The sequence below is a fragment of the Leisingera sp. SA215 genome, assembly GCF_055902035.1.
The window spans coordinates 1-10,904 of sequence record NZ_JBVVXU010000059.1 but is presented as its reverse complement, the minus strand read 5'-3'; the positions used below and the strand labels follow the sequence as shown (position 1 = coordinate 10,904).

The 10,904-nt window shown below is 62.3% G+C and carries 9 protein-coding genes and 1 pseudogene; 7 read left to right on the top strand and 3 right to left on the bottom strand.

Annotated elements, in window-relative coordinates:
• A pseudogene (locus AC0KW6_RS22500) lies at positions 1-323 on the top strand (hypothetical protein); the annotation flags it as partial.
• Positions 324-847: 524 nt separating this feature from the next.
• The gene (locus AC0KW6_RS22495; protein WP_323776505.1) at positions 848-985 is read left to right on the top strand and encodes a hypothetical protein; all 138 of its coding nucleotides are present in this window, start codon (positions 848-850) and stop codon (positions 983-985) included.
• Between the two features lie 210 nt (positions 986-1,195).
• Here AC0KW6_RS22495 and AC0KW6_RS22490 read toward each other — a convergent pair whose 3' ends face one another.
• The 3 genes from AC0KW6_RS22490 to AC0KW6_RS22480 all read right to left on the bottom strand — a co-directional run bounded on the left by AC0KW6_RS22490 (position 1,196) and on the right by AC0KW6_RS22480 (position 6,483).
• Entirely contained in the window at positions 1,196-2,338 is a 1,143-nt protein-coding gene (locus AC0KW6_RS22490; protein WP_323776508.1) for an FAD-dependent monooxygenase, read from the bottom strand.
• A 183-nt stretch (positions 2,339-2,521) separates the two neighbouring features.
• A complete protein-coding gene (locus AC0KW6_RS22485; protein ID WP_474036168.1) occupies positions 2,522-5,938 on the bottom strand; it encodes a molybdopterin cofactor-binding domain-containing protein in 3,417 nt (1,138 codons plus the stop codon).
• Positions 5,935-6,483 (bottom strand): (2Fe-2S)-binding protein, encoded by a 549-nt coding sequence (locus AC0KW6_RS22480; RefSeq protein WP_474036167.1) that lies wholly within the window; start codon positions 6,481-6,483, stop codon positions 5,935-5,937. The genes AC0KW6_RS22485 and AC0KW6_RS22480 overlap by 4 nt, the downstream gene beginning before the upstream one ends.
• 288 nt (positions 6,484-6,771) lie before the next feature.
• On the opposite strand from AC0KW6_RS22480, the gene AC0KW6_RS22475 reads away from it, so the two are divergent.
• The 5 genes from AC0KW6_RS22475 to AC0KW6_RS22455 all read left to right on the top strand — a co-directional run.
• Complete coding sequence (locus AC0KW6_RS22475) at positions 6,772-7,236, top strand: MarR family winged helix-turn-helix transcriptional regulator (RefSeq protein WP_323776514.1); 465 nt, start codon at positions 6,772-6,774, stop codon at positions 7,234-7,236.
• 426 nt (positions 7,237-7,662) lie between these two features.
• Positions 7,663-8,412 carry a maleate isomerase gene (gene ndpH, locus AC0KW6_RS22470; protein ID WP_474036166.1) on the top strand — a complete coding sequence of 250 codons (750 nt, stop codon included), beginning with the start codon at positions 7,663-7,665 and terminating at the stop codon, positions 8,410-8,412.
• Positions 8,413-8,423: 11 nt separating this feature from the next.
• On the top strand, positions 8,424-9,206 hold the full coding sequence (locus AC0KW6_RS22465) for an alpha/beta fold hydrolase (RefSeq protein ID WP_323776516.1): 783 nt from the start codon (positions 8,424-8,426) through the stop codon (positions 9,204-9,206).
• A gap of 27 nt (positions 9,207-9,233) precedes the next feature.
• Entirely contained in the window at positions 9,234-10,265 is a 1,032-nt protein-coding gene (locus tag AC0KW6_RS22460; protein ID WP_474035175.1) for a 2,5-dihydroxypyridine 5,6-dioxygenase NicX family protein, read from the top strand.
• A 22-nt stretch (positions 10,266-10,287) separates the two neighbouring features.
• Positions 10,288-10,904, top strand: a 617-nt coding sequence (locus tag AC0KW6_RS22455) for an isochorismatase family protein (RefSeq protein ID WP_474036052.1), incomplete at its 3' end; no start/stop codon positions are given.

Here is a 10,904-nt window from a genome sequence, read left to right as displayed (position 1 = left end):
GACCCGTCTCGGTCGTGCAGCCTATGAGCGTGTCGCATAACAAACCGGGGAAAGGGGAAAATGCGGCCCGAGCGCTATTCGTGCAACGCGGTCATGAGCAACAAAGTAGGGCAGTTTTGTTCCGGACACGTGACCTGCTCCTGAGGCAACGCACGCAGCTGATCAACGCCTTGCGGGCTCATCTCGCCGAGTTTGGCCGGGTGGCACCAAAGACGACCGCAAATATCAAACGTCTGTGGGAATTCTTGGAAGATCCCGAGAACGGTCTGCCAAAAGTGGTGACAGATGTTGGATCAATCTACCTTGGCCAGATCGCACGCTAACAGAACAGATAGGCAGGCTTGAAAAGCAGGTGCGCATCGAAGCGACAAGAGACGATAACGCACGCCGTCTTCAGACCATGCCAGGCATCGGTCCGATAACTGCCATGTCCGTCGTGAAAGTGGCGGTTCACAAGGGCGCCCCTGAAGGATCTTGGCTCCAAAAGATGCTCGCACGGAAACCACGTATGGTCGTCGCTATTGCGCTCGCAAATAAGATGGCGCGCAGGTTATGGGCCATGTTGGTGAAACACGAGGATTACAGAGATCCGGCCATCGCCGCCGCGTAAGCGTTGCGGTGGGCGGTACGCCGGGAATGTGAGGAGGTCTTTGAGTGTAAGGGCAAATGATCGGAAAGACCGGGTTCAGTAAAACCAGAAATTTACAGCGGGATAATCAACCCGCCAACCTGATTTGGAACTGAACCGCGTATCTCCATACATGGTGTGATTGCGGCGGTCGCTCTCCGATGGCGAACGAGGTCCGGTATGTTGGCCTCACGAGAAAATGCCGTGAGGAGAACGACCATGAATTATTATGCCGGTTTGGACGTTTCGCTGAAGGAGATTTCGGTCTGCGTCATTGATGACACTGGGACGGCCGTTGCAAGTGGCGTGTCACCAGCGGATCCCGAGGGCGTGGAAAGCGGTGGCGCTTGTAGCTGACGTTCGGCGGGTTCATCGTTGTCAGCTATGGCCAAATCGCAACGCAAGCGATTGTGGGTAGGTTTGTGTGACAACACCGTTCAGCATGGCCGCGAGAACTCCCCCCTCCTGCGGCGTCAGCAACCTGGCAAAGCCGTTGCAGCAAAAGACGCGGCCATTCAGAGAGAATGGCCGCGCACGTTCATTCGAGCTCTAGAGTGGGGAGGGCACTTAGCCGAGTTGAACGCTTAACGGGTCGTGGGCATAGACCCACGCCGGGTCTTCCGGCTCCTTTAGCCATGTGTTCGCGTTGGAAATAGTCTGCACCCTGGTGGCCCGTTCGCGGCGGGTGTTTTCATAAATGCTGAAAGCGGTGGAGTAGTCATCGGTGCCGGTTTCCACCAGGCTGCGGGTCAGTACGGCGGCGTCTTCAATCGCCATACAGGCACCTTGGGCCATGTGCGGGCGCATCGGGTGGCAGGCATCGCCCAGAAGGCACAGGCGGCCCTGGCTCCAGAGGTTCAGCGGATCACGGTTCCAGAAGGGCCACTTGGTGACTTCCTCTGTGGCGTCGATCAACGCGTTCACCATTGGATGCGAGCCGCCGAAGATCGCTTCCATCTCCTCGCGCGAGCTGTCGACGAAACCGGCCTCATGCTCCCAGCCGTCTACCGGCACGCCGGTGACATAGTAGTATTCGGAACCGTCGCCCTTGGTCGCATAGGCCATGATATGACGGGACTGTTCCCACCACCATTTGACGCAGGGTTCGAAGTCAAGCCCGGAAGCCCGCAGTTTATTCATGTTGACCAGCGCTCGATGCCCGACCCAGCCGGAGAAGCGGGGCTTTTCGACGCCGAGCAGTTTTTCGCGGATCACGGAGTTGATGCCGTCGGCCCCGATGACCAGTTTGGCCGCAACCTTCTTGCCGTTGGCAAAGGTCAGCAGCACATCTTTGTCACGCTCGGTGATGTCGGTGAGCCGGTGGTCGAAATGCAGCCGGTCCTGCGGCAGCGCCGCAATCTGTTCGGCATGCAGGTCACCACGGTGAATGGTGATATAGGGCGCGCCATATTCCTTCTTGGCAAAGTCGCCGAGTTCAATACGGGAAAGATAGTCTCCGGTCGTCCCGTCGCGCGAAAACCAGAAGTCCGGGTGCGAACCGATGGAAGCCAGGCGGTCTTCCAGCCCAATCTTGCGGAACACCTTCATCACGTTGGGGCCGATATGGATCCCCGCACCAAGGCGGGTGAATTCCGGCGCCTGCTCGTACGTGTGTACCGAGAAGCCCGCTCCATCCAGCAGCGCCATCGCCGCAGCGCCACCGAGACCCGCGCCGATAACGGCGATGTCCACCTGTTCGATCGAGTGCATTTCAGTTCCTCTCTGTCACGGAATACATTGTTTGTGTACTAACAAATATTTCGCATCCGGTCCAGATGAATGCAATGGCAAAAATGCATCTTTAAATGCGAGCCGCCCTGTTTTTTCCAGAAAACAGGGCGGCATCGAGAGTTAGCTTATTTGTTCTTGTGCGAACAAATACATGCGGCGCGATCAATTCCAGTCCGGCAAGTCCGGAGCATAGCGGGCGCGGACATAGGCGCTGAGTGATTCGATCTGCGCCTCACTCAGTTCGCCGCCGAAGGCCGGCATGTCGCGAAGGTCGTGGCTGAGAGGTGCGGTCAGCCCGTCGCGGATCACCGTTTGCAGGGCTTCGGGCGCGGGCGCGCGCACGGCCACGGACTGGCCAAGCGGGATATGCGCTGCCGTGACCGTCCCGGTGATTGCCGGTTCGTGGCAGGTGGCACAGGCGCTTTCAAACAGGCGGTGTGTGGCATCCGGCGCTGCAGGCAGGACAGGTTCCGGGACGGGGGCCGCGGTGCCTTCGGTCAACGATGCGAGGTAGGTTGCCATGGCGCGAATATCGGTATCCGGCACCGCCGCGAGGCTTTCCACCACATCGGCCATCGGGCCGGAAGCGGCCGCGCGCCCGGGGGCAACCCCATCACGCAGATAGGTATATAAGCTGTCAACGTCCCAGCCGCGCGCACCTGCCGCTTCACCCGCGAGCGCAGGCGCGAACCAGCCTTTGATCATTGCGCCGGATAGCGCCGCCGGGCCGGTTTTTTCCGCGCCGAGCGCATTGCGCGGCGTGTGGCAGGCGCTGCAATGGCCCGTGCTTTCCACCAGATAGCGGCCCCGGTTCCACTCTTCGGATTGGGCCGGGTCGCCGGTGATTTCCGTCGGCCGGTGGTACAGCGCATTCCAGACCGCATTGGCTGGGCGCAGGTTGGCGGGGAAGATCATCTGCGCCCTTGGCGTCTCTGACTGCACCGGCAGCAGCGTCTGGAGGTAACCATACAGCGCGTACATGTCGTCACTGCTCATCCTGGCGAAGGAGGTATAGGGAAAGGCCGGGTAAAGGTTGTGTCCCTCGCGGCTGATCCCCTGGCGCATTGCCCTGTCAAAGGCGGCGAAGCTCCATTGACCGAGGCCGGTTTCTGGGTCCGGGGTCAGATTGGTTGTATAAATGGTGCCAAAGGGCGTTTCGACCGGACGGCCGCCCGCATTGGGCGTGCCCCCGTCAGCAGTGTGGCAGGTGGCGCAGTTGCCGGCGGCAAAGACCTGCGCACCGCGTTCCAGCAGTTCCGCCGAGAAGCTGGCCGCGCCAGGAGCGGAGCCTGCGGGGATCGCGCGCGCCAACGGCAGTGCGATGGCGCCGGCGGTCAGTGCGCCGCCAAGAGCTGCCGCCACGGCCAGCGCGCGCGGTTTGCGCCGTTTTCGCGCAGGGGGCTGGCAGGCCAGGGCGGGCACGGCCATATCACGCGGCGCAATTCCGAGGGCGTCACGCATTTTTTCCGGCGTAAAGGGTGCCTCGCGCATCCGCACTCCGGTGGCGTCGAAAATCGCATTTGCGATCGCGGCGGCCGAGGGCACCGCGGCGCTTTCACCCACCCCGAGGGCGGGCTCGTCCGGGCGCTCGACCAGCATGGTCTCGATCTCTGGCACCTCGGGGAAGGTCATGATCGGGTAATTGGCCCAGCTTTGCGGCGTCACCGTGATCTCGTCAAAGCTCACCTCTTCGCGCAGCACCCGGCCTGCGGTCTGGTTTACGTTGCCGTGGATCTGGTGGCGCACTCCGTCGGGATTGATAACCAGGCCCTGGTCCTGTCCGACGAAGACCCGTGTCAGGGTGACCTCGCCAGTATCCATGTCGATGGCCACGTCGCAGACCCAGGCTGCGGCTGCAGCAGCCGTGCCGGGGAAGGGCCCGTGCACGTAGGTGGCATAGGCGAAGCCGGTGCCATAGGCCATCCGCCCCTCACGGCGCAGCCGGGGTTTTTCGCGGGCATCCCAGCCGGCGGCTTCGGCGGTGCGCCGGATCAGATCGGCGGCGCGGAGGTCGTCTATGTGGCGCAGGCGGAAGGCGACCGGATCTTCGCCCGCCTCATGGGCCATTTCGTCGATGAAACTTTCGTGGGCAAAGGTGTTGGGCAGGGCGGAGACGCCGCGCATCCAGGCAGCGCGGACGATCGGTGCCATGTCGTGCACGGTGATCCGCTTGTGAGGGATGCGGTAGGGCGGCACGGTGGTACGGTCGCCCATGTCCGAGGGGCGCGGCTCGGGGGAGACGGCTCCCGTCAGGAGCAGCGCCAGGTTGGGACCGCGGTTCGACGGATACCAGGTGTCAAGGCTGTAGGCGTGCAGCGCACCATCCTTGAGACCGCCGGAAATGTCCATCAGCTGGGCTGCGCCCTTTGGCTCCCACAGATGTTCCTGAGACCGGGTTAGCTGCACCCGCACGGGCCGGCCCAGGGCGCGCGCCATCAGCAGCGCATCACCGCAGACGTCATCGGCGCAGTTGCGGCCATAGCAGCCCGCCGCCTGATATCGCCGGATTTCGATTTTTTCGGGTGCAAGGCCGGTCAGGGTCGCGAGGTCGCCGCGCAGCATATGCGGGTTCTGGCTGCCGGACCAGACGACAGGCGCGCCGTTGTTCCAGTCCGCCACCGCACAGGAAGGCCCGATGGAGCCATGCAAATGATAGGGCCAGACATAGGTGCGCGAGAGGGTGGTCTGGGCCTCTGTCATGCCCTGGTCAAAGTCGCCTGAACGGTCGAGCGCGCGGGGGGTCGCGGGCTGATTGCGGATCGCATGCCGCAAGTCGCTGAGGTCTGGTGCCGCGGGCGGTTGACGCCACTGGACCGGAAGCGCCTCGGCGATGGCCTGCGCCTGATCGGCGCGGTTGGCGACAACACCCAGGAAGTCGCCCTGCCGAATGACTGCGAGGAAACCGGGCATGTGGTGCACGGCCTCCTCGTCACAGCCGATCAGGCTGGTGCCAATAAATGGTCCGCTGTCTCTGCCTGTGTAGGGCGGGCGGACCACATGGCCGTGAACCATTCCGGGCACGTCGACATCGTGAATGTAGGTGTGCTGGCCTGTTACCTTTCCGGGCAGATCCCGCCGGGCGGTCTTCTGGCCGACAATGGTGTAGTCGCCGGGCGATTTTACTGGGGTGGAGAGATCTAGGAGGAGGGTTTCCTCGCGGCCCTCCAGCAGTGCTTCAAAGGCAACCGCCGTGTCCTTCCAGCGGATCCTGCCGTCTTGCAAGTCAACGCCTTCTTCAGGGGCGTTCAGGCGGCGCGCGCCGCGCCGGGTGAGTTCTTGCCGCAGCTGGGCCGCCGCGGCACGCAGGGGCACGGCGGTAATCTGTATGGTTTCTGATGCGATGGTCGGCCCCTGATCGGGAGTGCGGGCGGTGTCGCCAAGGATGACCTTTACGCGGGACAGCGGCAGCTCGGCTTCCTCGGCAACGATCTGTGCCAGGGCGGTCTGGATGCCGGTGCCGAGGTCCACATGCCCGTTGAAGGCAGTGAGCACGCCGGTGCTGTCGAAGGTCACGAAGATCTGGCGTCCAGAACCGGTGTCGCTGTGGATCGAAAGGCTTCCAAAGGGAGTATCAGTCATGCGGAACAGGCCTTTGCGGTCTCAGTCTCTGATGCAGGCGCCGCTTCGGGCTGTGCCGGCCTGGCGGCCATCAGCCGTGCTGCGTGCAGGACGGAAGCAATGATTTCCTTGTGGGTGCCGCACCGGCAAAGGTTGTGGGCCAGAGCTGCTCTGATGCGCGCTTCATCCGGATGAGGTTCTTGTTGCAGCAGAGCCACGGCGCTCATCACCATACCGTTGAGGCAATAGCCGCACTGCGCGCCTTCTTCCGCCACGAATCCCGCCTGAACAGGATGTAAATCGCCGGTTTTGCGGTCGGCAAGACCTTCCAAAGTGATGATCTCGCGCCTGCCAACCTTGCCTGCCCGCATTACGCAGGCCCGCGCAGGGGCGCCGTCGACCAGCACCGTGCACGCCCCGCACTGAGCCATGCCGCAGCCGTACTTCGGCCCCGTCAGGCCCAGCTCGCTGCGCAGGATGTCAAGAAGCGTTCGGTGCGGATCCAAAGACAGTTTATGGTCTGTGCCATTGACCGTCAGATGCAGTGTTTTTGACGCGCCAGCCATTCAGCGACCTCCATTGCCGTTGCAGCATTTCCCGGATCAAAGCTGCATTCCAGGTGCATTTTTGGATGTATACAAACAAATTTTTGCGCGCTGTGCAATGGCTGACTGCCTGCTTTTTTGCCCGCTTGACGCGCGTCATTCCGGAAATGGTTAAGATGTGTGCATACAGGCAGTCTGAAAATAGGGGATAATTGGCCCGCAGATATTCAGATCCGCATGGCAAGGTTGCCTCTGCGGCTGAGCCATGTAAACGGTTAGACTGGAAGAGAACATTGGAGAGACCAGCATATGGCATCCCGGAGCCACGACGAAACTTCTGAACAGAGAGAGCGTTTCGCGCCGGAATACGTGCTGGACGAGCAGATCGGTTTCTTGCTGCGTAAGGCCTATCAGCGGCATCAGACCATTTTCACGGACCGTATGATCGGGGGGCTGACCGCAACCCAGTTTTCGATGCTGTTCCGGCTGGTGCAGATGACCGGGCCAATTTCGCAGAACGCGCTGGGGCGGCTGGTGGCGATGGACGCGGCAACCACCAAGGGCGTCGTTTCGCGGCTGCAGGCACAGGGACTGGTCACTACCGAACGCGATACCGAGGACAAGCGCCGCTACATGCTGCAGTCGACCGCGAAGGGACGCGCCCTCATTCAAGAGGCATTGCCGGTGGTGATGGGAATTACCGAGGCGACACTGGCGCCGCTGACCAAACGCGAAAGCGAGACCTTTTTGCGCTTGCTGGCCAAGCTCTGCTAGGGAACTAAAGGCGAAGCGGGCCGTTGGTCGGGCTTTACGGGCGCGTGTCTCTAACTTGGTGCCGTTGACTGTTGTGGCCACGGGCGCCGTGGCGCGTGCTGGACGTGTCATTACCGTGCCGCGGCGGCGCGCATTCACCCGAAACCTTCAAGTGCAGGCGCGCAGCCAGGCTTTCTGGGCGGAGCCAGCCCGTTCACGCTAGCCGATTCGCTTCGGCTCGGCGGCCGCGAGGACAGCCGCTCCACCGCAGTGAGAAATGAGCCGCCCCCAGGCTATTTGCGGCCGTTTGCGGCTGATTTTTCACATATGTTGAATCGTTAAGTTGTTGAAAATACTTGGATTCACAAAAGATGCATTTTTTAAACTTGTTTCTATACGAACAAAAAACTACACAGGAATTAATTGGTACACAAACAGGTGCAGGACATGAAACCCTATCGGATCGGCCAGATCGTCCCCAGTTCCAACATCACGATGGAGACCGAAATTCCGGCGCTGCTGCGTGCGCGGGAGGCCATCGCACCGGAACGGTTCACCTTCCATTCGTCGCGGATGCGGATGAAACATGTGACCAAGGAAGAGCTGGCGAAGATGGATGCCGACAGCGACCGCTGCGCGCTGGAACTGTCGGATGCCAAGGTTGATGTGATGGGCTATGCCTGCCTCGTGGCAATCATGTCGATGGGCCACGGTTATCACCGCACATCGCAGGAGCGTCTGCACGGGGTGACCCGTGACAACGACGCCGAAGCCCCGGTGGTGACCTCCGCTGGTGCGCTGGTCGAGGGGATCAAGGCGATCGGCGCCAAGAAGGTCGCGGTGGTCGCGCCCTACATGAAGCCGCTGACCGAAATGGTGGTGGAGTATATCCGCAACGAAGGCATCGAAGTGGTGACCTGGCGGGCGCTGGAGATTTCCGACAACCTCGCCGTGGCGGCGCATGACCCGATGAACCTGCCCGGCATCGTGTCTGAAATGGACACCAGCGATGTGGACGCAGTTGTTCTGTCGGCCTGTGTGCAGATGCCGTCGCTGCCGGCCGTGTCCACCGTCGAGGCGCAGGTGGGCAAGCCGGTTCTGACCGCGGCCATCGCAACCACCTGGCAGATGCTGAAGGCGCTGGATCTCGACACCCGCGTTCCCGGCGGCGGCACCCTGCTGTCCGGCGCGTATTGAGGGAGCAGACCATGATCAAAGGATACAATATTCACGCCAACGGCATCCGCCAGCACCTGATCCGCTACGCCGGACCGGAAGGCGCGCCGGAACTCCTCATCATTCCGGGCATTACCTCGCCCGCGATCACCTGGGGCTTTGTCGCTGAACGGCTGGCCGAGCGGTTCGACGTTCACGTGCTGGACGTGCGCGGCCGCGGTCTGTCTGAGACGGGCGATCTCGACTACACGCTGGACGCGCTGGCCGATGATGCGCTTGCGCTGGCGCGGCAGATGAATAACCCCATTGTCATGGGCCATTCGATGGGCGCGCGGGTCGCGATCCGAGCCAATGCCCGCGATGCGGAACCCTTTGCCGGGCATATCCTGGTCGATCCGCCGATGAGCGGCCCGATGCGCCGCGCCTACCCGTCGAAATGGCCGTGGTATGGCGACAGCATCGTGATGGCCGCCAAGGGCTGTTCGGCAGAGGACATGCGCGCCTATTGCCCGACCTGGAGCGACGAGCAGCTGGCGCTGCGCGCCGAGTGGCTGCATACCTGCCACTGGGGTGCGATCCGCACCGCATTTGACGGCTTTCACACCGATGACATCCATCAGGACATCCCCAGGATCGACAAACCGGCCCGGCTGGTGATCGCGGGCGGTGCCACCGTTGTGGATGCGGATGATCAGGCCGAAGTGGCTGAGTTGAACCCGAAGATCGAACAGCGGATCGTGCCCGGCGCGGGCCACATGATCCCCTGGGACGATCTTGAGGGGTTCTTGGCTGCCGTTCTCGACTTCACCGCATAACAAAATACGACATTAGGGAGAAACATGATGGACCATCAGAGCTTTACCGAGATCTGCCTGCATCAGCTGAAAATGTCCGGCGTGCAGAAGGACGAGCGTCTGGTTGTGCTTACCCAAGGCAACGAGCGCCTGGATTATGCCGATGCCTTCATGGCCGCCGGGCGCATCCTGGGCGCCAACATGTACCACATGCGCCTGCCCGCGCCGCCGGTTGCCGGCGCCTGGGCGGTGGGCCAGACCGGACTGGCGGCGATGCCCGACGCGGTTGAGGCACTGAAGAACTGCGACATGCTGATCGACTGCATCTTCCTGCTGTTCTCGCCCGAGCAATTCGCCATTCAGGACGCGGGCACCCGCATCCTGACCGCGGTGGAACCGCCGGAGCTGCTGGCGCGGATGCTGCCCTCGCAGGAACTGCGCGAGAAGGTGGAAATCGGTGCAGAGTATCTGGCCAAGGCCAAGGTGATGCGGATCACCTCGCCGCATGGCACCGATGTGACCTACAAGCTCAACACCTATGAAACCGTGGCCGAATACGCCTGCACCGACACCCCGGGCCGCTGGGACCACTGGCCTTCGGGCTTTGTCTTCACCGGCGGCGATGATGACGGTGTCGACGGAACCATCGTGGTCGCGCCGGGCGATGTGCTGCTGCCGCAGAACATGTATGTGCGCGACCCGATCACCTATACCATCGAAAAGGGCTGGATCACCGACATCCGCGGCGGTCTCGATGCGGAGCTGGTCAAATCCTACATGGAGGCCTTCAACGATCCGCGCGGCATGGGCATGAGCCACGTGGGCTGGGGCATGAACCCCAACGCCAAATGGCACGGCATGACACCGGGCGAATTCCCCGGCGGCATGGGCATGGAGCCGCGCAGCTTCTATGGCAACGTGATGTTCTCCACCGGTCCCAACAACGAGCTGGGCGGGCCGAACGACACCGCCTGCCATCTCGACATTCCGATGCGCGGCTGTTCGCTGTTCCTCGATGACGAGCCGATCGTGATTGATGGCGATCTGGTGGTGAAGGAAATGCAAATGGAGCGCGGCTGAGGCCGGGCAGGAGGAGCGCAGCATGTCCCAGCAACAGGTTTATTCAGATGCGGGCTTTGGCCAAAAGGTCGCCCGCGGCAGCAAACCGGCCATCGTGGTAGTGGATTTCTCCTACGGGTTCACCGATACGCAATACCCGACCGCGGCCGATATGTCGGCGCAGATTGCGGCCACCCGCAGGCTGACCGACAAGGCCCGCGCGATGGGGCTGCCGGTGATCTATACCACCATCGCCTATCAGCCCTGGGAACGCGAGGCGCTGCCCTGGCTGAAAAAGGCGGCGGGCATGGCGGCGCTGCAGGCCGGCAGCCGCCTGGTGGAGATCGACACGGCCACGGGGATCACCCCCGCCGACCCGGTGATCGTGAAACACGGGGCATCGGCCTTTCACGGCACCAACCTGGCGGGGCTTCTGACCGGGGCAGGGGTGGATACTGTGGTGGTGGCGGGGGCGACGACATCCGGCTGTGTCCGGGCGACGGTGGTCGATGCGGTGCAGTCCGGCTTCAACGTTCTGGTGCCGGGGGACTGTTGCGCCGACCGCGCCCAAGCGCCGCATGACGCGAACCTCTACGACATGAACCAGAAATATGCCGACGTCACCGATGCTGATGACATCGAGAACTGGCTCGACAGCCT

Excerpts from the sequence above, each read along its gene's own strand:
- AC0KW6_RS22490 (WP_323776508.1), bottom strand. The coding sequence starts at position 2,338 with ATGCACTCGATCGAACAGGTGGACATCGCCGTTATCGGCGCGGGTCTC.
- AC0KW6_RS22485 (WP_474036168.1), bottom strand. The coding sequence starts at position 5,938 with ATGACTGATACTCCCTTTGGAAGCCTTTCGATCCACAGCGACACCGGT.
- AC0KW6_RS22465 (WP_323776516.1), top strand. The coding sequence starts at position 8,424 with ATGATCAAAGGATACAATATTCACGCCAACGGCATCCGCCAGCACCTG.
- AC0KW6_RS22495 (WP_323776505.1), top strand. The coding sequence starts at position 848 with ATGAATTATTATGCCGGTTTGGACGTTTCGCTGAAGGAGATTTCGGTC.
- AC0KW6_RS22480 (WP_474036167.1), bottom strand. The coding sequence starts at position 6,483 with ATGGCTGGCGCGTCAAAAACACTGCATCTGACGGTCAATGGCACAGAC.
- ndpH (WP_474036166.1), top strand. The coding sequence starts at position 7,663 with ATGAAACCCTATCGGATCGGCCAGATCGTCCCCAGTTCCAACATCACG.
- AC0KW6_RS22460 (WP_474035175.1), top strand. The coding sequence starts at position 9,234 with ATGGACCATCAGAGCTTTACCGAGATCTGCCTGCATCAGCTGAAAATG.
- AC0KW6_RS22475 (WP_323776514.1), top strand. The coding sequence starts at position 6,772 with ATGGCATCCCGGAGCCACGACGAAACTTCTGAACAGAGAGAGCGTTTC.